Annotated in this window: 20 protein-coding genes; 11 read left to right on the top strand and 9 right to left on the bottom strand. The window is 68.6% G+C overall.

Annotated features, from left to right (window positions below):
• Positions 1-18 precede the first annotated feature (18 nt).
• The 6 genes from SALMUC_RS22030 to SALMUC_RS22005 all read right to left on the bottom strand — a co-directional run bounded on the left by SALMUC_RS22030 (position 19) and on the right by SALMUC_RS22005 (position 6,274).
• Positions 19-627 carry a 3,4-dihydroxy-2-butanone-4-phosphate synthase gene (locus SALMUC_RS22030; RefSeq protein WP_020039337.1) on the bottom strand — a complete coding sequence of 203 codons (609 nt, stop codon included), beginning with the start codon at positions 625-627 and terminating at the stop codon, positions 19-21.
• Positions 611-1,135: a flavin reductase gene (locus tag SALMUC_RS22025; protein ID WP_020039336.1), complete on the bottom strand. Its 525-nt coding sequence runs from the start codon at positions 1,133-1,135 to the stop codon at positions 611-613. The genes SALMUC_RS22030 and SALMUC_RS22025 overlap by 17 nt, the downstream gene beginning before the upstream one ends.
• 116 nt (positions 1,136-1,251) lie before the next feature.
• Positions 1,252-1,986 carry a class II aldolase/adducin family protein gene (locus tag SALMUC_RS22020; protein ID WP_020039335.1) on the bottom strand — a complete coding sequence of 245 codons (735 nt, stop codon included), beginning with the start codon at positions 1,984-1,986 and terminating at the stop codon, positions 1,252-1,254.
• Between the two features lie 4 nt (positions 1,987-1,990).
• Complete coding sequence (locus SALMUC_RS22015) at positions 1,991-3,754, bottom strand: ABC transporter permease subunit (RefSeq protein WP_020039334.1); 1,764 nt, start codon at positions 3,752-3,754, stop codon at positions 1,991-1,993.
• On the bottom strand, positions 3,747-5,111 hold the full coding sequence (locus tag SALMUC_RS22010; RefSeq protein WP_020039333.1) for an LLM class flavin-dependent oxidoreductase: 1,365 nt from the start codon (positions 5,109-5,111) through the stop codon (positions 3,747-3,749). Before SALMUC_RS22010 ends, SALMUC_RS22015 begins: the two co-directional genes overlap by 8 nt.
• Positions 5,112-5,206: 95 nt before the next feature.
• The gene (locus tag SALMUC_RS22005) at positions 5,207-6,274 is read right to left on the bottom strand and encodes an ABC transporter substrate-binding protein (protein WP_020039332.1); all 1,068 of its coding nucleotides are present in this window, start codon (positions 6,272-6,274) and stop codon (positions 5,207-5,209) included.
• 384 nt (positions 6,275-6,658) lie between these two features.
• On the opposite strand from SALMUC_RS22005, the gene SALMUC_RS22000 reads away from it, so the two are divergent.
• Complete coding sequence (locus SALMUC_RS22000; RefSeq protein ID WP_020039331.1) at positions 6,659-7,747, top strand: ABC transporter ATP-binding protein; 1,089 nt, start codon at positions 6,659-6,661, stop codon at positions 7,745-7,747.
• A 105-nt stretch (positions 7,748-7,852) separates the two neighbouring features.
• Entirely contained in the window at positions 7,853-9,004 is a 1,152-nt protein-coding gene (locus SALMUC_RS21995) for a muconate cycloisomerase family protein (protein ID WP_020039330.1), read from the top strand.
• Positions 9,005-9,007: 3 nt separating this feature from the next.
• On the opposite strand, the gene SALMUC_RS21990 is transcribed toward SALMUC_RS21995, so the two are convergent.
• Positions 9,008-9,898: a LysR substrate-binding domain-containing protein gene (locus SALMUC_RS21990; protein ID WP_020039329.1), complete on the bottom strand. Its 891-nt coding sequence runs from the start codon at positions 9,896-9,898 to the stop codon at positions 9,008-9,010.
• A gap of 100 nt (positions 9,899-9,998) precedes the next feature.
• A complete protein-coding gene (locus SALMUC_RS21985; RefSeq protein ID WP_020039328.1) occupies positions 9,999-10,874 on the bottom strand; it encodes a dioxygenase family protein in 876 nt (291 codons plus the stop codon).
• Between the two features lie 196 nt (positions 10,875-11,070).
• On the opposite strand from SALMUC_RS21985, the gene SALMUC_RS21980 reads away from it, so the two are divergent.
• Genes SALMUC_RS21980 through SALMUC_RS21970 form a run of 3 tightly spaced genes read left to right on the top strand, consistent with a single transcriptional unit; the run spans position 11,071 to position 13,126 of the window.
• Positions 11,071-11,457 carry a hypothetical protein gene (locus tag SALMUC_RS21980; RefSeq protein WP_020039327.1) on the top strand — a complete coding sequence of 129 codons (387 nt, stop codon included), beginning with the start codon at positions 11,071-11,073 and terminating at the stop codon, positions 11,455-11,457.
• Positions 11,454-12,290: an alpha/beta fold hydrolase gene (locus tag SALMUC_RS21975; RefSeq protein WP_020039326.1), complete on the top strand. Its 837-nt coding sequence runs from the start codon at positions 11,454-11,456 to the stop codon at positions 12,288-12,290. The genes SALMUC_RS21980 and SALMUC_RS21975 overlap by 4 nt, the downstream gene beginning before the upstream one ends.
• Positions 12,287-13,126, top strand: a complete 840-nt coding sequence (locus SALMUC_RS21970; RefSeq protein WP_020039325.1) for a 3-oxoadipate:acetyl-CoA acetyltransferase — start codon at positions 12,287-12,289, stop codon at positions 13,124-13,126. The genes SALMUC_RS21975 and SALMUC_RS21970 overlap by 4 nt, the downstream gene beginning before the upstream one ends.
• Here the strand turns inward: SALMUC_RS21970 and SALMUC_RS28475 are convergent.
• The gene (locus SALMUC_RS28475; protein WP_020039324.1) at positions 13,114-13,845 is read right to left on the bottom strand and encodes an IclR family transcriptional regulator; all 732 of its coding nucleotides are present in this window, start codon (positions 13,843-13,845) and stop codon (positions 13,114-13,116) included. The two genes, SALMUC_RS21970 and SALMUC_RS28475, sit on opposite strands and share 13 nt — an antisense overlap.
• 121 nt (positions 13,846-13,966) lie before the next feature.
• Here SALMUC_RS28475 and SALMUC_RS21960 point away from each other — a divergent pair, with 121 nt between their 5' ends.
• From SALMUC_RS21960 to SALMUC_RS21935, 6 genes are all read left to right on the top strand, one after another.
• Positions 13,967-15,523 carry a 4-hydroxyphenylacetate 3-hydroxylase N-terminal domain-containing protein gene (locus tag SALMUC_RS21960; RefSeq protein WP_020039323.1) on the top strand — a complete coding sequence of 519 codons (1,557 nt, stop codon included), beginning with the start codon at positions 13,967-13,969 and terminating at the stop codon, positions 15,521-15,523.
• 66 nt (positions 15,524-15,589) lie between these two features.
• Positions 15,590-16,219, top strand: coding sequence for an FAD synthetase family protein (locus tag SALMUC_RS21955; RefSeq protein ID WP_020039322.1), 630 nt, complete (start codon positions 15,590-15,592; stop codon positions 16,217-16,219).
• Positions 16,206-16,700 carry a flavin reductase family protein gene (locus SALMUC_RS21950; protein WP_020039321.1) on the top strand — a complete coding sequence of 165 codons (495 nt, stop codon included), beginning with the start codon at positions 16,206-16,208 and terminating at the stop codon, positions 16,698-16,700. The genes SALMUC_RS21955 and SALMUC_RS21950 overlap by 14 nt, the downstream gene beginning before the upstream one ends.
• Positions 16,701-16,930: 230 nt before the next feature.
• Positions 16,931-17,929 carry an ABC transporter ATP-binding protein gene (locus tag SALMUC_RS21945; RefSeq protein WP_020039320.1) on the top strand — a complete coding sequence of 333 codons (999 nt, stop codon included), beginning with the start codon at positions 16,931-16,933 and terminating at the stop codon, positions 17,927-17,929.
• A gap of 54 nt (positions 17,930-17,983) precedes the next feature.
• Positions 17,984-19,246, top strand: a complete 1,263-nt coding sequence (locus tag SALMUC_RS21940; protein ID WP_020039319.1) for an ABC transporter substrate-binding protein — start codon at positions 17,984-17,986, stop codon at positions 19,244-19,246.
• Entirely contained in the window at positions 19,243-20,190 is a 948-nt protein-coding gene (locus tag SALMUC_RS21935) for an ABC transporter permease (protein WP_020039318.1), read from the top strand. Before SALMUC_RS21940 ends, SALMUC_RS21935 begins: the two co-directional genes overlap by 4 nt.
• Positions 20,191-20,193: the final 3 nt, after the last annotated feature.

Genomic DNA, 20,193 nt, shown 5'->3' with positions numbered 1-20,193 from the left:
TCAGTGATTAGCCTCCGCCTATTCGCCGCCCCCGGCATCGGTGCAGCCCAGGCCAAGGCGATCGGCCAGAGCCCGCGCCGCCGCCGACCCGGCGACGTTGCCGGAGGCGTCGAGCATGGTGCAGATCACGGCCACGGGCGCCCGGCCCGCCGTCTCGACCAGGCGCAGCGCGCAATCGCCGGCCCCGGTGCCGCGCCCGTCGCAGACCTGCGGAAAGATGTGCCCGGGCGTCACGATGTCCGCGGCACCGCCGAAGACCGCGGCGCGGATGGTGATCGCGCGCTCCTCTGCGGAGATGCCGGTGGTCGTGCCCTGCGCCGCCTCGATCGAGAGCGTGTAGTCCGGCCCTGACTTCCAGCCCCGGCGCGGCTGCGGCTCCAGCCCCAGCGCATCGGCGCGCGACGCGCGCAGGGCGATGCCGACGAGGCCGCGCGCATGGGTCGCCATGAGGTTCACCACCTCGGAGGTGACCGTCTCGGCCGCCGCGAGCATGAAGGGGCCGCCGGACACGCCGGTCACGACCACGACTTCGCCGTCCGCGATGCGGTCGGTGATCTCGGGGGCGACGTCGGGGGTCATCGATACGGGGGAAAGATCGTTCGGCATGGCGTCACCCTTCGAGGTCATGGAAAGTCCGGCCGAAGTAGGCCAGCCCGGCCGCGCCGGGGCGGCTCTGGATGCGCAGGATCTCGCAGAACAGCACCTCGTGCGTGCCTTGCGGGCTGCGCTCGCGCACCCGGCAGTCGAAGGACACGACCGCCCCCGCCAGCACCGGCGCGCCCGAGGGGCCGGTGCCCCAGTCGGCCCCGGAGAAGCGCTCGGCCATCGGGGTCTTGCCGCCGAAGAGCATGGCCGTCTCGCGATGATCCGGGCCCACCGTGTTCACGCAGAGGGCCTCGTTCTCGAGGAAGGCAGGGCCAGCCGATGACCCGCGGTTCACGCAGACCAGCAGCGTCGGCGGCTCGTCGGTGACCGCGCAGACCGCCGAGGCGGTGAGCCCCGCGCGCCCGCCCGGCCCGTCGGTGGTGACGATGTTCACCGCCCCGGCAAGGCAGGCCATCCCGTCGCGAAAGGCCTCCCGCGTGATCTCGGTCGCGCTTTCGGCGCCCTGAGGGGCCTCGGCAATTGCTGTCATCTCTCGTCCTTTCCCTGTCCCCGGGGCGCACGGAGGCCCGGCCGTCCCCGCGGGGACAGTCTTCCATGTGCCGTGCGCGGCGCGCGAAAGCCGCGCCCCGCGGGTGTCGTGTCGGTTCAGTCGCGGTAGTCCGGGCACTCGGCGTCGAGGATGCATTTCATCTCCTCGAAGTGCCGGATCGAGAAGTCGCGGATCGACAGCCAGTCCTGCGCCGTCTGCTCGGCGGTCTCGTCGTCGAGCACCTTGAGCGGCCGCCCGGTCGACATCGCCGCCACCACGATCTGCGCGGCGCGGTCGAAGGTGTAGATGTCGTCCCAGGCCTCGCCCATGGTCTCGGCGGCGATCATCACGCCGTGGTTGCCCATCAGCAGCCGCGACTTGTCGCCCAGCAGCTTGGCCAGGCGCGCGCCCTCCTCGTCCGAGTTGGCCATGCCGCCGAACTGCAGGTCCACCGCCACGCGGTTGAAATAGCGCGCCGAGTTCTGGTCGATGGGCGGCATGCCCGGCGGGTCGATCGAGGCCAGCGCCGTGGTCGAGATCGGGTGCAGGTGCATCACGACCCGCGCCGAGGGGCAGAGCCGGTGCACCTGGCCGTGGATCGCCATGGCGGTGCGGTCGACGTTCTCGGGTTCGCCCGCGTTCGTGTCCACCAGCACGAGGTCCGAGGCCCGGACCCGCCCCCAGTGCATCCACTTGGGATTGATGAGGAACCGCGAGCCGTCGGCGCTGAGCGCGATGGAGTAGTGGTTGGCGACCGCCTCGTGCATGTTGGCGCGCGCCGTCATCCGCAGCGCGGCGGCAAGGTCGATGCGCGCCTGCGTCTCGTCGATGGTGTCGGTCTTCATGTCCATTGATTCAGCCTTTCGTTGCGGTCCTGCGGCGCATCTGCGCCAGTTCCATCGCGCCGAAGAACAGCAGCACGATGACCAGCACGAGCACGGATGCCGCCGCGATGATGGGGGTGGCCTGCAGGTTGATGCTGTCCCACATCTGCCGGGGGAGCGTCGTCTTCAGTCCGCCGCCCACGAAGAGCGCCACGGTCAGCTCGTCGAAGCTCTGCAGGAAGCCGGTGACGAAGCCCGCGATCAGCCCGCCCTTCATCAGCGGCAGGGTGATGCGGCGCCAGCTCTGCAGGCGTGAGGCGCCCAGTGTCAGGCTCACGTCGTTGAGACGCCAGTCGTAGCCCTTGAAGGTGGTCAAGAGTACCACGAAGACGATGGGCATGGCGATGACACAGTGGCCGATGATGATCCCGAGGTTCGTGGCCACCAGCCCGATCTGGGCGAAGAGGTAGAACATCGAGACCGCCAGCGCGATCGGCGGAATGATCATCGGCGTCAGGAACAGCAGGAAGATCGGCGTCGCCGCCTTGCCGCGCCCCTGCACCAGGGCCAGTGCCGCCAGCCCGCCGATGACCAGCGTCAGCGCCGCCGTCGCCAGCCCCACGCCAAGCGAGCGCAGGATGGCCGAGCGCCAGACCGGCGCCTCGAAGAGCTCGGCGAACCAGCGGGTCGAGAGCGTCTCGGGCGGGAAGTAGAGGTTCACGCTGTCCTCGAAGGCCATCGGCACGAAGGCCAGCACGGGCACCAGCAGCAGGAAGACCATGACGCCCGCGAAGGTGTTGTGCACCCGCCGCGCCGTGCTTTCGGACATGCCGCCGCCCAGGCGCCGGGCGATCTTGCCCATGCCCTCGCTCATGCGGATGCCGAGCCGGCGCACGGGGTGATCGTGTCGTCGGGGCGCGCCGCTGCCGCCGGTGACCGACGAGATGCCGAACACCCGGTCGAAGACGAAGACCGCCACCAGCGCCGTGACCAGAAGCACCACGGCCAGCGCCGCGCCCTGCTGCCAGTTCTGCAACTGGTTGATCTGCATGATGATGAGCTGACCGATCATGGTCTGCTGCGGTCCGCCCAGCAGCGCGGGCGTGATGAAGAAGCCCAGCGCGGTGACGAAGATCAGCAGCCCCGCGGCCGAGATGCCCCGCATCGAGAGCGGCAGCATGACCGTCCAGAAGCCCTGCCCGCCGGTGGCGCCGAGCGTGGCGCTGGCCTGCAGCACCCGGCGGTCGACCTGCTGCAGCGCGGGCAGCATGGTGATGATCGCCAGCGGCATCAGCGTGTGGGTCATCGCGAAGATCACGGTGGTGTTGGAATAGAGCAGCGCCTCGGGCGAGAGGCCGATGCTCTCGGCCAGCCCCGCGACGAAGCCGGTGCGCCCCAGCAGCACCATCCACGAGAAGTTCTTGATGAGCGGCGAGGTCCAGAAGGGCAGCAGGATGCAGAAGGCGGCGAGATGCTGCGCCCGCCCCTCCATCCGCGCCAGCCAGAGCGCCAGCGGGTAGCCCAGCACCACGCACCACAGCATCACCTGCAGCGAGACCGAGAAGGTCATGCCCAGCACACGGGCGTAGAGCCCGGGCGCCATGGCCTTTTCCATGAAGCGCCAGGTGAATTCGCCGGAGGATTCGTGCACGGAGAGGTGGAAGATCTGCCCCATGGGCATGACCATGAAGAACAGCAGGAAGGCCACCCCCGGCGCGGCGAGCCACACCGGGTTGAAGCGCTTTTTCTCGCGCACCTTGCCCTCGCGGACCGCGGTGGCGCTCAGTTCAGCCATTCGCGACCACCTTGCCGCCGTCGGCGGAGGCCACGACATGACGGTTTTCCGGGCGCGGCAGGCCGAGGTGCTCGCGCAGGGTCGAGCCGGTGTAGTCCTCGCGGAAGATGCCGCGTGCCTGGAGGATCGGCACGACCTTCTCGACGAAGTCCTCGAGCGTCGAGGGGATCACCGGGAAGGTGATCATGAAGCCGTCGCAGGCCTCGCGGTCGAGCCATTCCTGCATCATGTCGGCGATTTCCTCGGGCGAGCCGAAGATCGTGACCTTGGAGCGGGTGTATTGCTGGCAGATCTCGCGCAGCGTCAGGCCGCGGCGGATCATGCCGGCGATCTCGTCGAAGTAGGCGCGGTGATGGTTGGCTTCGGCCGGGATGCGGTCCTCGGGCACCGGCTCGTCGAGCGGCAGGTCCGACAGGTCGGTCTCGATGTCCTGCTTGATGCGCAGCAGGCCCACGTCGGGATGGATGAGCGACTGCCAGTGGTCGAAGCGGGCCTTGGCCTCCTCGGCGCTGTCGCCGACGACGATGGTGGCGCCGGCCAGCACCTTGAGGTGGTCGGGGTTGCGCCCGTAGGCCGGCATGCGGCCCTTGAGATCCTTGTAGAAGGCGATGGCGTCCTCGATCCGCGTCGCCACGCCGAAGACGGCCTCGGCGGTCTGGGCCGCGAACTCCTTGCCGGTCTCCGAGGCGCCGGCCTCGAGGATGACCGGGTATCCCTGCGGCGAGCGCGCGATGTTGAGCGCGCCGTTCACCTTGAAGAACTCGCCCTCGTGATCGACCATGTGCATCTTCTCGGGCAGGAAGTTGTAGCCTTCTTCCTTGTCGTAGACGAAGGCGTCGTCCTCCCAGGTGTCCCAGAGCGCGGTGACGACGTCGTAGAATTCCTTGGCCTTGGCATAGCGCTTGGCATGCGGCGGCAGGCGGTCCGCGCCGAAGTTGCGCGCAGCGTAATCGTTGGCCGAGGTCACGATGTTCCAGCCCGCGCGGCCGCCCGAGATGTGGTCGAGCGAGGCATAGAGCCGGGCGAGGTTGTAGGGCTCGTAGAACGAGGTCGAGGCGGTCGCGGCCAGCCCGATTTTCGAGGTGGCACCAGCGAGCGCGGTCAGCAGGGTGATCGGCTCGAGCTGGTTCATGTACATGGGCGAGCGCGCCCAGGTCTCGACGTCCTGCGTGCGCGCGGCGGGCGTGTCGGCGATGAAGTAGAAGTCGAACTTCCCGCGCTCGCAGATCTGCGCGATGTTCTTGAAATACTCGATCTCGGTCGGCGCACCGGGCTCGGCCTCTTCCGCGAGCCAGGCGGCGGGATGCAGGCCGTAGGCCTCGATGAGCGTGCCGATGGCGAGTTGTTTCTGCGACATTGTTCTGGTCCTCGGGAGTCTTGGCAAATCGGTCGGGATCGGGCCGGCGCGGTCACCCGGCGCGCCCGTCTCGGGGCGCGCCGGGCCGGGTCAGGTCAGCCCATCAGGAGCCATTCGTTGAAGCGCTCGGCGAGCGCATCGTAGTTGGCGCCCCAGTAGTCGCTGTCCATCAGGCGCAGACCGTCGACGTTGCCGGGCGCGGTCGGCAGCACCGTGGCGCGTTCCTCGGAGATGAAGTCGTAGGCCTTCATGGCCGAGGGGCCGTTCGCCACGTTGGACGAGTAGATCGCCTGCTGCTCGGGACGGGCGCAGAAGCGCACGAATTCCTGCGCGGCTTCCATGCGCGGCGTGCCCTTGTGCACGGACCAGCCGTCGACGGAATAAAGGCCGTCCCAGACCATCTCGACCGGCGCGCCGGCCTCGTAGGCGGCATAGGCGCGGGCCGACCAGGTGTCGGTCATGTCGACCTCGCCGGACTGCAGGATCTGGGTGTTCTGCGCGCCGGCGGTCCACCAGACCGAGACGTGCTCGCGGATCTTGTCGAGCGAGGCGAAGGCCCGGTCGACGTCCAGCGGGTAGAGGTCCGCCGGCGCAACGCCATCGGCCAGCAGCGCCATCTCGAGCGTGCCCCAGGGCGAGCGGTAGAGGCCACGGCGGCCGGGGAAGTTCTCGACATCCCAGTAGTCGGCCCAGCTCTGCGGCTTGGCGCCGGGCAGCTGCGCTGTGTTGAGCGCCATGTTCACCGAGAAGACCGAGAAGCCCAGCCAGTTCGGCTTGATGGTGCCCGCGACGTACTCGCTTTCGTCGACGTCCAGCTCGAGCGGCGTGGTGTAGTCGGGGCCGGCCTCCAGCTGCTTGACGTGGTCCGGCGTCGTCATCGAGACGTCCCAGATGTAGCTCTCGGTATCCACCAGAAGCTTGATCTGCGTGACCGGGTTCGGCTCCTGCGCGACCGAGACGACCTTGATGCCGGTCTCGGCCTCGAAGGGATCGTAGAAGGCCTTGCGCAGCGCCGGGGCGATGGCGCCGCCCACGTCGGAAACGGTGATCTGCTCGGCGGCGGCGCGCGCGGCCGAAGACAGCAGCGCGGGCGCGGCCAGCGCCGCGGCCGAGGTCAGGCCGCCCTTCAGGACGGCACGGCGGGTGGGCTTGAAGGATGTCATGGTGGGGTCACTCCGTGTTGGTGGGATCCGGGCTCAAATCATGTCGTCCGGTTGGACCGGCTTCTCTGGACGCTGCAGCCGGGCAGGCCCGGGATGGGCAGGCCTGCAGGGGCGAACCGGATGCGGCGGTGAACGGCCGTGGCGACGACCTGTGCCGAAAGCAAGCATTGCCGCGATGCAGCGTAAAGTAGCAAAAACAGCACCACTGATTAGGCAGATCCTAACCTGCGATGATCGGATTAGGCTCCGGCTAAGCCGGAACTCTCATTTCCCTATTTTACGGGCAGCCCGGATTTGCGCTTAATCCCGGGAAACCCACGATCGTCGGCTTCGGCCGGATGTCCCGGCGTGCGGCCGGGACTCGACCAGACAGGAGGTGGCGCCATGCAGCCGCAGACCAAATTGCAGCCCGAGACGGTGGTCGCCCCGCAAAGCGCGCGCACGATCAAGCTCTCGGCGCGCGACCTGTCGCGCTACTACGGCGAGACGGTGGCGCTCGACCGCGTCGACCTCGACGTGCACGAGGGCGAGTTCCTCACGCTGCTGGGCCCCTCGGGTTCGGGCAAGACGACGCTGCTGCAGACCATCTGCGGGCTGAATCTGCCCTCGCGCGGACAGCTCATGATCGACGGCACGGATCACACGCACACCCGCCCCGAGAAGCGCGGCATCGGCGTGGTCTTCCAGAACTACGCGCTCTTTCCGCACCTGACCGTGGCCGAGAACATCGGCTATCCGCTCAACGTGCGCGGCATCGGCGCCAGGGAGATCGCACAGCGCGTCGGCCGCTCGCTCGAGACGGTGGGCCTCGGCCACGCGGGCAACCGCTTCCCGAACGAGCTGTCCGGCGGCCAGCAGCAGCGCGTCGCCCTGGCACGCTGCCTCGTCTACGATCCCTCGATCATCCTGATGGACGAGCCGCTCTCGGCGCTCGACCGCAAGCTGCGCGAACAGATGCAGATGGAGATCAAGCGCATCCACCGCGAGACCGACACGACCATCATCTTCGTGACCCACGACCAGGAAGAGGCGCTCGCCCTCTCCGAGCGCATCTGCCTGATGCGCGACGGACGCATCGTGCAGGCCGGCACGCCATCGGAGATGTACGACACGCCGAACTCGGTCTTCGTGGCGGATTTCATCGGCATTTCCAATATCTTCGAGGGCCAGGTCTCGGACGGCGCACTGGACACCCCGGACGGCCGCCTGCCCCTTCCGCCGGGACGCGACGCCGCCGGTCGCGGCTCGCTCGTGCTGCGGCCCGAGATGATGCGCATCGATCCCGACGGTCCGATCTCGGGCACTGTCACCGACACGATCTACGCCGGGGCCGAGACCCGGCTGCTGGTGACGACCGCCTCCGGCAAGGAGGTCATCCTGCGCGTCAGGAGCGGCCCGATCCCTGCCGTCGGCGCGGCGGTCCGGATCGGATGGGACCGCGAGCGCGGGCGTTTCCTGACCCGCGAGGTCTGACGCGCCGCCGCGCGCCGGGTATCGTCCGAGACCGTCCGAGTATTGGACTTGGGCAGCGCAAGGCCGGAAAATCGCACGAGATGACCTCGTGCACCGGAGACCGCCTTGCCCAAGATCGACCGCATCGAAACCACGCTCGTGGACCTGCCGACCATTCGCGGACACGTCCTGTCGATGGCGACGATGATGGTCCAGTCCATCGTGCTCGTCGAAATCCGGTTCTCGGACGGCTCCGTCGGCCTTGGCGAGGGCACCGCGATCGGCGGGATGAGCTACGGCGCCGAGAGCCCCGAGAGCATCAAGGTCGCCATCGACACCTACATCGCGCCGGTGCTCGACGGGCTGGACGGCGACCGGATCAACACCGCCGCCGACATCATGAGCCGCGCCGTGAAGGGCAACCCGATCGCGCGCTGCGCGGTCGAGACGGCGCTCTGGGACGGGCTCGCGCGGCGGCTGGGCGTTTCGGTCGCGCATCTCTTCGGCGGACCGGTGCGCACCGCGATGCCGGTCGCCTGGACGCTGGCCTCGGGCAATTCCGAGACCGACATCCTCGAGGCGCGGGAGATGCTCGAGACGCGCCGCCACGACATCTTCAAGCTCAAGATCGGCAAGCGCCCCGTGCGCGAGGACATCGCCCATGTCGCCGCGATCCGCGACGCGGTGGGCGATCGCGCCTCGATCCGGGTCGACGTGAACCAGGCCTGGTCGCTCGACGAGGCGCGCTGGGGGCTGCGCGGGCTGCAGGAGATCGGCGTCGACCTCGTCGAGCAACCCATCGGCGCGCGACACATGCGGCAGCTCAAGTCCCTGACCGACGGCTACGAGATCGCCGTCATGGCCGACGAGGCGCTGCAGGGCCCCGAGGACGCGATGGCCTGCGCGACCGACCGCGCGGCCGATGTGTTTGCGGTCAAGATCGCCCAGTCGGGCGGCCTGAAGAAGGGCGCCGAGGTCGCCGCCATCGCCCGCGCGGCGGGCATCGGCCTCTACGCGGGCACCATGCTCGAGGCCGGCGTGGGCACCGCCGCCGCGCTGCAACTCTTCTCGACGCTGCCGTCGCTCGCCTGGGGGACCGAGCTTTTCGGCCCGCTGCTGATGAAGGTCGACCTGCTGGAGCGGCCCATCCGCTACGCCGATTTCGCCGTGCACCTGCCCGATGGCCCGGGCCTTGGCGTCACGCTGAACCCGGACGTCGTCGCCCAGTATCGCCGCGACCGCCAGCCGGGTGTGCCGGGCATCGCGCTACCCGGCTGAGCCTCAGAACGACCGGCGCGCCACGGCCTGCGCGATCTTCACGAAGGCCCGGACGTGCGGGCCCTGCTCGTCCAGCCGGTAGTTGAGCGCGAGCGAGGTCTGCCCGATCTCGGGCTCGATCGCGTTGAAGCGGATCCCGTTGCGCTGCGCCGAGCCGACCGACGCCGGCACGATGCAGACGCCCTCGCCGATCGCGACGAGGCGCAGCGCGGTCTGCAGGTCCATCGTGAAGAGCTTGCGGTCGGGGTCGAGCCCGTGCGCGGCGCAGCTGTCGAGCACGAGGTCGGCGTAGGAGGGGCGCGGATACTCGGGGTAGAGAATGAAGTTCATGCCGCGCAACTCGTCGAGGGTGACGCGCCCGGGCCGCGCGGTGGCGACGCTGTCGGGCGTCGCGGCCACCAACGGCTCGTCGCCCAGCTGCACCGTCCGGAACTCGGCGTCGGTCAGCGCCGGGCGGGCGAAGGCCACGTCGATCTCGCGCCCGACCAGCCGGCGGTAGAGCTGCGCGTTGTTCATCGGCGAGAGCGTCAGGATCACGTCCGGGAAGTTCGCCCGGAACGACTTCACGATGGTCGGCAGGATGCCGAAGGTCGAGGAGCCCACGAACCCGATCCGCAGCCGTCCCTCGGCCCCCTCGCCAAGGCGGCGGACCTCGAGCTTCATGTCGTCGATGTCACGCATCAGCGTGCGGCCGCGCTCGAGCAGGCGCTCGCCCGCCTGGGTCAGGCTGACCGCGCGGCGCCCGCGGTTGAACAGCACCGCGCCGAGGTCGTCCTCGATCTGCTTGATCTGGCGCGAGAGCGGCGGCTGCGCCATGCCCAGCCGCTCGGCTGCGCGGCCGAAATGCAGTTCCTCGGCCACGGCGATGAAATAGGTCAACTGCTTGAGGTTCATCCGTCCCCGTCTCCTCCGGGTGCCAGTAGACGCATGCGGGCCGTCAAAAAGAAAGCCTCCCCGGGGGAGGCTTCCAGTCGATTCGCCAGGGAGGGCGGGGTTATTCCGCGGCAATCCGCTCGTTGGCGGCGTCGCGCTTGAGCACGAAGTCGAAGCTCACGTGCAAGTCGGTGTCGAGGTCCGGGCCCGCCTTGCGGAACTCGCCCACGAGGCTGTCCTTGACCGCAAACACGCTGTCGTTCTCGAGATACTCCGACCGGCTGTCGTAGATCTGGCTGATGAGCGGACGGAAGCCCTCCTTGGACAGGATGAAGTGCATGTGCCCGGGGCGCATCGGGTGGTGGCCCATGAAGCGCAGAAGCTCGCCCGCCGTCTCGTTGTCGGGGATCGGGTAGTCGACCGGGCGCAGGGCGCGGAAGGCGTAGTGCCCGTTCTCGTCGGTCTCGAAGCGGCCGCGCAGGTTGAACTCGGGCTGGTCGGGGTCGTGGTTCTCGTAGAGCCCGTTCGGCGCGTCTTCCCAGACGTCGATGGTCACCCCGGCCAGCGGCGTGCCATCGGCGTCGCGGACCTGGCCCTCGAAGTAGACCGTCTCCTGGTCGGGGTATTCCTTGAGGACCGTCGAGGCGCCCTTGGGCAGCACCGGCGGGTTCTCGCGGTAGAACGGGCCGAGCACGGTCGACTCGCTCTCGGTCCCGGTGACCGGGTTCGAAAGCATGTCGACCAGCACCTCGACGCCCAGGATGTCGCCCAGCAGGATGAATTCCTGCCGGCCGCCGTCGCAGACCGCCCCGGCGCGGGCGAGGTACTGGCAGGCCTCGATGAACTCGTGGTGCTGCAGCTTCACGTCCTTGCAGAAGCCGTGCAGGTGCGTGATCAGCGATGTCATGATCTCGCGCTGACGCGCGTCGATCTCTCCGTTCTGGCCAAGCGCGGCCACGACCTCGTCGGTGATGTTGTCGAGCGTGATCTTCGCCATGTCGGTCTCCTCCCCGTTTCGGCTGATGTCTCCTCGGGTCCAAGCGTTGCGCAACAACCGCGCCGCGCCAATGTCGCATTAGGTATCGCTCGATACCCGGCCCGTGGAGCGGCGGGTATCGCCCGATACCCTGCCCGGCATTGTCCGCCGCGCGCCCGCTTCCCATCCTCCGCGGCGAACGACGGAGGAAGAGACCATGCTGAGCGAGATCGAACGCCTGCCCGCGCAGGTCGCGGCGCGGCCGCACCTGTTGAGGCTGGGGCGGCTCTTTTCCGAAACGGTGCTGATCCGCGTGGACGACGTGGAACACTATCTCGTGTTCGACCGCGGGCGGATCGAGGCGGTGCTGCCCGGACCCTCGAAGAAGATCCCCTACCGCTTCGCCATCGCCACCGACGGCGAGGCCATCGCGAAGTTCTGGGAGCTCCTGCCCGAACCCGGATTCCACGACATCTTCGGCCTCGTGAAGACCGGCCGCGCGGAAATCCTCGGCGATATCCTCGCGCTGGTGAAGAACCTGCGCTTCTTCAAGGAGGTGCTTGCGCTGCCGCGCGGCGCCCGCGTCACGGGAGAGAGCGCATGAGCATCGAGCCGATCACCGGGCGCTACGTCACCCTGCAGCTTGGGGGGCGCCCGCACAGGATCTATTTCGAGGAAGCGGGCAGCGGCCGGCCGGTCCTCTGCCTGCACACCGCCGGCGCCCACAGCGCGCAGTGGCGGCACCTGATGAACGACGCCGACGTGACCGGGGGGCACCGCCTGATCGCCTTCGACATGCCCTGGCACGGCAAATCGCTGCCGCCCGAGGGATCGGAGACCGAGGAATACCTGCTCACGACCGAGGCCTACATCGAGACCGTCCTCGCGCTCATCGACGCGCTTGAGCTGGAGGCGCCGGTGCTTGCCGGCTGCTCGATGGGCGGGCGCATCGCGCTCCAGCTCGCGGCGCTGCACCCCGAGAGGTTCGCCGGGTTCATCGCCATCGAGGCCTCGGATTTCCAGCCGGCCTGGTACGACATCGACTGGTTCCACCGGCCCGACGCCCACGGCGGCGAGATGGGCGCGGCACTCGTCTCGGCCAACATCTCGCCCCACGCCCCGGCGGCCGAGCGCTGGAACACGCTCTGGATGTTCATGCAGTCGGGGCCCGGCGTCTTCCGCGGCGACCTGAGCTTCTACACGCAGGACGACAGCCTGATCGGGCGGCTCGGGCAGATCGATACCGCCCGAACGCCGGTGCACATCATCGTCGGCGCCTACGACCTGACCTGTACGCCCGAGGACGCCCGCCGTACGGCCGAGGCCATACCGGGCGCGACGCTGGCGGTCATGGACGAGCTCGGGCATTTCCCGATGAGCGAGCACCCCGAGGGCTTCCGGCCCTTCTTCCTCGAGGCGCTGGACAAGATGCGATGAGCACGCCCTGCATCATCTGCGTCGCGATCACCGGATCGGTCCCGACCAAGGCCGACAACCCGGCGGTGCCGATCACCGTCGAGGAACAGGTCCAAAGCACGCGCGAGGCCTTCGAGGCCGGGGCCACCATCGCGCATTGCCACGTCCGCGACGACGAAGGCCGGCCGACCTCCGACCCCGGCCGCTTTGCCGAGCTCAAGGCCGGGATCGAGGCCGCCTGCCGCGGCATGATCGTCCAGCTGTCGACCGGCGGGCGCTCGGGGGCGGGCAGGACGCGCGGCGGGATGCTGCCGCTCGGCCCGGACATGGCCTCGCTCTCGGTCGGGTCGAACAACTTCCCCACGCGGGTCTACGAGAACCCGCCGGACCTCGTGCAATGGCTCGCGGCCGAGATGCTGGCCCACGGGGTCAAGCCCGAGATCGAGGCCTTCGATCTCAGCCACATCTACCAGGCGCGGCTGATGGCGGATCGCGGAGAGATCGCGGGCACGCCCTACGTGCAGGTCGTCATGGGCGTGAAGAACGCGATGCCGGCCGACCGGCGCGTCTTCGACGTCTATGTCGAGACGGTCCGCACGCTTTTCGGAGAGGCGGCCCCGTGGTGCGCCGCCGGGATCGGCCGGCACCAGGCCGAGGTGAACGACTGGGCCGCCGGGGCCGGCGGACACCTGCGCACAGGGCTCGAGGACAACATCCGGCTCGACCGCAACAGTCTCGCGCCGTCGAATGCCGCGCTTGTGGCCCGCGCCGCCGAAATCGCGCGGCGCCACGGGCGCAGCATCGCCTCGCCCGCCGAAGCCCGCGCGATCCTGGGGCTGCGCAATCAGCCGGTGTAGCCCAGCGACCGCGACACGTCGCCCGCCGCGCGCAGCGTCACACTCCGGAACGCGCGCGGCTCGCGCGCGTGGCGGCTGGCCGGGACCGCGATGGAGAGGACCCCGGCGCTAAGCCCCGCGTGGTTGCGGATCGCGCCCGCGGTGAAGACCACGTCGTCGTCGCGGGCCAGCGGCCCGGCGGCATAGCCCTCGCGCCGCATCTGCGCCAAGGCCTCGTCCGAGGGCATGGGGACACGCCGTGCCGCCGCGTCCGCTCGGCGCCAGTAGGCCTCGCGCTGCGCGGGCTCCATCTCGGCCAGGTGCAGGCAGCCCGGCGCGCTTTCGTGCAGCGCAAGACCGGGCGTCAGCGCGTCCCGCGTCACCGTCAGCGTGCGCCGCCCGATCCGCGTGGCCAGCACCAGCAGACGCCCGTCGTCCTGCTGGGTCAGATGCAGCGTCTCCCCGTATTCGCCGGCGAGCCGGTCCATGACCTCGCGCGCGGCCTCGGCCACCGGCGCGGTGTCCTCGAGCACCGCGTTCAGCGTCGCCACGAGCGGCCCCAACCGGTAGCGCCCGCGCCCCACCCGCGCCAGCAGGCCGATCTCCGTCAGCCCGTCCGCCACGTCGAAGGTCCCGCTGGGCGAGGCCCCGAGCGCGCGCGCCAGCCCGCTCAGGCTGTGTTCGGGCGTCTCGGCCGTGAACAGACGCAGCACATCGCCGACCTTCCGGATGGTTTTCATCGCGCCCCACTCCGCATTTTCGGAATAACCGGAAAAACTCTCAGTATCATTCGATACCTTTCGATATTTCGGATCGCGCCGCAAGCTTGGCCTCGAGGAGACCGAAAAACGGGAGGACCCCATGAAGGACCGCATCGATACCGATGTCACCGCCCCCTACACGGGCGCGGAATATCTCGAGAGCCTGCAGGACGGCCGCTGCGTCTATGTCCACGGCGAGCGCGTCAAGGACGTGACCACGCATCCGGCGTTCCGCAACTCGTCGCGCATGGTGGCGCGCTGGTACGACCGGCTGCACGCGAAGAAGGACGAGATCGGCCGCACCACCGACACCGGTTCGGGCGGGTGGACGCATCCCTTCTTCAAGGGATCGAAGAGCGCCGAGGACCTTGTCGCGGGCCGCGACGCCATCGCCGACACGCAGCGCGTCGCCAATGGCTGGATGGGCCGCGCGCCCGACTACAAGGCGGCCTTCCTGGGCACGCTGGGCGCGAACGCGGGCTTCTACGGGGAATACGCGGACAACGCCCGCGCCTGGTATGCCCGCACGCAGGAGCGGCTCGACTACTGGAACCACGCCATCGTCAACCCGCCGATCGACCGGCACCTGCCCATCGAGGAGACGGGCGACGTCTTCATGCAGGTGGAGAAAGAAACCGACGCGGGGCTGATCGTCTCGGGCGCCAAGGTGGTCGCGACGGGCTCGGCCCTCACGCACTACAACTTCATCGCCCACTACGGCATCCCCATCAAGGAGAAGAAGTTCGCGCTGATCTTCACCGCGCCGATGGGGGCCGAGGGCGTCAAGCTGATCTCGCGCGCCAGCTACGAGCTCAACGCGACGGTCATGGGCACGCCCTTCGACTACCCGCTCTCCTCGCGCCTGGACGAAAACGACTCGATCCTCGTCTTCGACAAGGTGCTGGTGCCCTGGGAGAACATCTTCGTTTACGGCGACGTCGAGAAGATCAACGCCTTCTTCCCGGCCTCGGGCTTCGTGCCGCGCTTCACGCTGCACGGCGTCACCCGGCTGGCGGTGAAGCTCGACTTCATCTCGGGGCTCTTCTCGAAGGCGCTCGAGGCGACGGGCGCCGGCGGCTTCCGCGGCCCGCAGACCGCGGTGGGCGAGGTCATCGCATGGCGCAACCTCTTCTGGGGCATCTCGGACGCGATGGTGAAATCGCCCGTCCCGTGGGAGGGCACCGACGGCTTCAACCTGCCCAACATCAACTACGGCCTCGCCTACCGGGTCTTCGCGCCCATGGCCTACAGCCGGATCAAGGAGCTGATCGAGCGGCACGTGGCCTCGGGGCTCATCTACCTGCCGTCCTCGGCGCTCGACTTCAACTCGGACGAGATCCGGCCCTACCTCGACCGCTTCGTGCGCGGCTCGAACGGCATGCTGGCGGTCGACCGGGTGAAGCTGCTCAAGCTGCTCTGGGACGCCATGGGCTCGGAGTTCGGCGGGCGTCACGAACTCTACGAGAGCAACTACGCCGGCAACTACGAGAACATCCGCATCGAGACCATGCTGACGGCGCAGGCCACCGGCGAGTACGAGATGATGCAGCAGCTCGTCGAGGACTACATGGCCGAATACGACCTCGGCGGCTGGACCGTGCCGGACATGGTGAACCCCTGGGACATCAACCGCCTGAGCGGCGGCTTCCAGGGTTGATCCGCGCCGCCCGGGCGAGAGGCCTTGCCCGGGCGGACCACCTTCCACCAGATGCGGAGGCGTTCCATGTCCTTCCAGTTCACGGGCAGACCGACCCTTGTCGTCAGCGACCGCGACCTGTCGCTGCCCGCCTCGGTCGTCGCCATCGGCGCCTTCGACGGCGTGCACCAGGGCCACCAGCAACTCATTTCCGAGGCGGTGCGCGATGCGCGGGCCGAAGGCGTCCCGGCCATCGTCTGGACCTTCGACCCGCCGCCCAAGGTCTTCTTCGGCCGCGCCGCGCGGCTCTCGACGCTGGACGACAAGCTGGCGCGGATCGCGCGGCTGGGGCCGGACCTGATCGCCGTGGCCTCCTTCACCGCAAGTTACTGCGCGCGCTCGGCCGGGGCCTTTCTGGGCGACCTCGCGCGGATCGGACCGCGAAGGGTTCACGTCGGCGCGGACTTCCGCTTCGGCGCGAAACAGACGGGCGACGTCGAGCTGCTGGCGGCACGCTTCGAGACGCGCCTCGCACGGCCCGTGGTCTGCGCGGGCGGCGAGCCCGTGTCCTCGACCCGCATCCGCGCCCTGCGCCGCGCCGGGGACATCGCGGGCGCGGCCGTGCTGCAGTCCTGCCCCGGGCCGGCCGCCCTGCTGGCCGGGCGGCTCCAGATGCATGACACGAGATACGAGGAGGACCCCCATGTCCGACACTGACACCCCCATCGACCCGCGCGAGCTGCGCCGCGCCTGCGGCAGCTTCGCCACCGGCGTCACCGTCATCACGACGCGGACCGAGGAAGGCGACCACGGGATGACGGCCAATGCCTTCATGTCCGTCTCGCTCGACCCGCCGCTGCTGACCATCTCGCTCGACAAGGGATGCAGGATGCTGGGGCTCGTCCGGCGCTCCGGCCGCTATGCCGTGAACGTCCTGTCCGACCACATGGAGGACGTGGCGATGCACTTTGCCGGAAAGCCCGACCCGAAGCTGCGCACGGCGCGCGGCTCGCGCAACGGGCTGCCCGTCCTGCCCGACGCGCAGGCGGTCTTTCTCACGCAGGTCGAACGCGAGATCGAGGTCGGCGACCATGTCCTCTTCATCGGACGGGTGCACGACTTCGACTGCAAGGAGGCGCTCGCGCCGCTGCTGTTCTGCGGCGGCCGGTTCGAACGCCTCACGGCAGCGGCCGGCTGATCCCTCCCCAGGATCGCGTCTGCCCCGGCCTTGGCGCGGGGCAGACGCAAGGCGAGACCCTGACCGCAGGCGATTCATTTTTGCCCATTTTATGATCCAAAGCTCAGATTTCGCACAAATCATGATCGAATTTTCGGGCTCGCGGCGTGGCACCCCGCCTTTCAGGACGGCAAGGTTGAGCGCTCGGGCCGATCCATTTTTCGTCTCCGCATCCTGGGGGAGACTCGCTGATGTCCGACGCACAGATGGTGGAACTGGCTTCCGTCACCAAACGCTATGACGGCGCGCTGGCGGTCGATGCCATCAACCTGAAGATCAAGGCGGGCAGCTATTGCTGCCTTCTCGGCCCCTCGGGCTGCGGCAAGTCCTCGACCCTCAGGATGATCGCGGGCCACGAGGATGTCACCGACGGCGACATCATGATCGGCTCGCGCGTGGTGAACGACGACCCGCCGGCCGAACGCGGCACCGCGATGATGTTCCAGAGCTACGCGCTCTTCCCGCACCTGAGCGTCGCCGAGAACGTCGCATTCTCGCTGCGCATGAAGGGCGTCGGTCGCAAGGAACGGCTGGAACGCGCGGCGCGGATGCTCGACCTCGTGTCGATGGCCGAGTACGCCGACCGCACGCCCACCCAGCTTTCCGGCGGGCAGCAGCAGCGCGTCGCACTCGCGCGGGCGTTGATGACCGAACCCTCGGTTTTGCTGCTCGACGAGCCGCTTTCGGCGCTCGACCCGTTCCTGCGGGTGCGCATGCGCTCGGAGCTCCGGCGCATCCAGGCCGAGCTGGGCATCACCTTCATCCACGTCACGCACAGCCAGGAAGAGGCGATGGCGCTGGCCGATCTCGTGGTCGTCATGAACGACGGCCGGATCGCGCAGGCCGCGCCCCCGCGCGAGATCTACAACGCGCCGCGCACGCCTTTCGTGGCCCGCTTCATCGGCGGTCACAACATCATCGAGGACAACGGCCGGACCATCACCCTGCGCGCGGACGATATTGACGTCCTGCCCGCCGGGGATGCCACCGGGGCGCGCCGCCGCGCGCAGGTGAGCGAGATCGAATACCGGGGCCCCGACGTGCGCGTCGGGCTCGAGACCGAGGCGGGCGAGTCGCTGACCGCGGTCATGGGCGAGCGGGCCTTCTTCGACAGCCCGCTCTCGCCCGGCGCCAGCGTCGCCATCGGCTGGCGGCCCGAGGCCGCCCACGAACTGTCGCGCGACGCCTGAATTTCCGCGCGGCGGGAATAAACGAATTAAAACAAGACCAACAGGAGAGAGATCATGACCCGATTTCCCAAGACGACCCGACGTTCCGTCCTGAAGGGCGCCGCGGCGCTGGCCGGTTCGGCCGCCCTGCCCGCGCCCTTCGTCCACGCACAGGAGCGCGTCACGCTGCGCTACCTCTCGACCGCGGTGAACCAGTCGCCCGCGATCGCCGAGAAGGCCTCGGAAGATCTCGGCATCGACATCGAGTACATCGCCGTCAACACCGACGAGGTGCCGCGCCGGGTCATCACCCAGCCGAACTCCTTCGACCTCGTGGACTCGGAGTATTTCTCGCTGCCGAACCTCGTGCCCTCGGGCAACATGAAGGGCATGGACGCGAGCCGGATCGAGCGTATCGGCGAGCTGGCGAGTGTCATCTCCAAGGGCACCGTGAACGGCGAGGCCGTCGGATCGGACGGCACCGCACCGCACGAGGTGCTCTATCTCGAGGGGCAGGACTCGACCTCCTTCGCCTCCGAGCCGACCGACTGGATCACGCTGATCCCGACGACCTACAACGCCGACACGCTGGGTATCCGCCCCGACCTGATCGACAAGGAGATCACGTCCTGGGCCTCGCTGCTGGACCCGGACTTCGCCGGCAAGGCCTCGATCCTCAACATTCCCTCCATCGGCATCATGGACGCGGCGATGGCGCTCGAGGCGCGCGGCGACATCACCTACGGCGACAAGGGCAACATGACCCGCGAAGAGATCGACGCCACCATCGCGGCACTGATCGAGGCCAAGCGCGCCGGTCAGTTCCGCGCGTTCTGGTCGAACTTCCAGGAGTCGGTGAACCTGATGGCCTCGGGCGAGGTCGTCATCCAGTCGATGTGGTCGCCCGCCGTGACCGCCGTGCGCACGCAGGGCATCCCCTGCGTCTACCAGCCGCTCAAGGAAGGCTACCGCGCATGGGCCTCGGGCTTCGGCCTGCCGCGCACCATCGAGGGCCGCAAGGAAGACGCGGCCTACGAGTTCATCAACTGGTTCCTCTCGGGCTGGGCCGGCGCGCACCTGTCCAAGCAGGGCTACTACCCCGCCGTGCTCGACACCGCCAAGGAGTACATGGAAGCCTACGAGTGGGATTACTGGTACGAGGGCAAGGAAGCCGCGCAGGACATCCACGCCCCTGACGGCCGCCTGCTGGAAGAGGCCGGCGCCGTGCGCGACGGCGGCTCCTACTGGGAGCGCATGGGCTCGGTCGCCTGCTGGAACGCGGTCATGGACGAGAACCAGTACATGGTCCGCAAGTGGAACGAGTTCATCGCGGCGTGACGGACGCGCTGGATACCGCATCGGAGGCCCGGCCCGGCCGGGCCTCCGCACGCCGCCGCGGCACCGGCCGCGCGGGCGCCGCTCTTGCGCCCTACCTGCAGGCGGCGCCGATGGCGCTTGTCTTCCTGATCTTCTTCGTGGTCCCGCTCGCGGCGACCATCGCCGTCAGCTTCTGGCAGTACACGCAGTACTCCATCGAGCCCGCTTTCACGGCGCAGAACTACGGCGACGTCTTCTACGGCTGCGTGGCCAACCTGCCCCAGCTCTGCACGACCTTCCTGACCTACCTCTCGACGCTGAAATTCTGCCTTTCGGTCTGGTTCACGACGCTGGTGATCGGCTTCACCATCGCCTACTTCCTCGCCTTCCACGTCCGGACGCTGAAGGTGCAGGTGATCTGCTTCCTGCTCTGCACCATCCCCTTCTGGACCTCGATCGTGATCCGCATGATCTCGTGGATTCCGCTGCTGGGCCGCAACGGGCTGGTCAACCAGACCCTGATGTCGATGGGCCTGATCGACGCCCCGCTCGAAGGACTGCTCTATTCCGATTTCGCGGTGATCCTCGCGCTTACCCACCTCTACGCATTGTTCATGGTGGTGCCGATCTTCAACTCGCTGATGCGGATCGATCCCGCGCTGATCGAGGCCGCCCGTGACGCCGGCGCCTCGGGCGCGCAGACGCTGCGCTTCGTGATCGTGCCGCTGGCCCGTCCGGGCATCCTGATCGGCTCGATCTTCGTCGTCACCGTCGTCATGGGCGACTTCCTGACCATCGGCATCATGGGCGGCCAGCAGATCGCCTCGGTGGGCAAGGTCATCCAGACGCAGATGCAGTTCCTGCAGTTCCCGCTCGCCGCGGCGAACGCCGTGATCCTGCTGGCCGCCGTGCTGGCCGGGGTCTGGGCCCTGCTGAAACTCGTCGACATCCGGAAGGAGCTCTGAGGC

This window comes from Salipiger mucosus DSM 16094 (assembly GCF_000442255.1).
In the GTDB taxonomy this organism is placed as follows: Bacteria; Pseudomonadota; Alphaproteobacteria; order Rhodobacterales; family Rhodobacteraceae; genus Salipiger; species Salipiger mucosus.
Note: the sequence above shows the minus strand (reverse complement) of the source record. Positions and strands in the feature narration are given on the sequence as shown.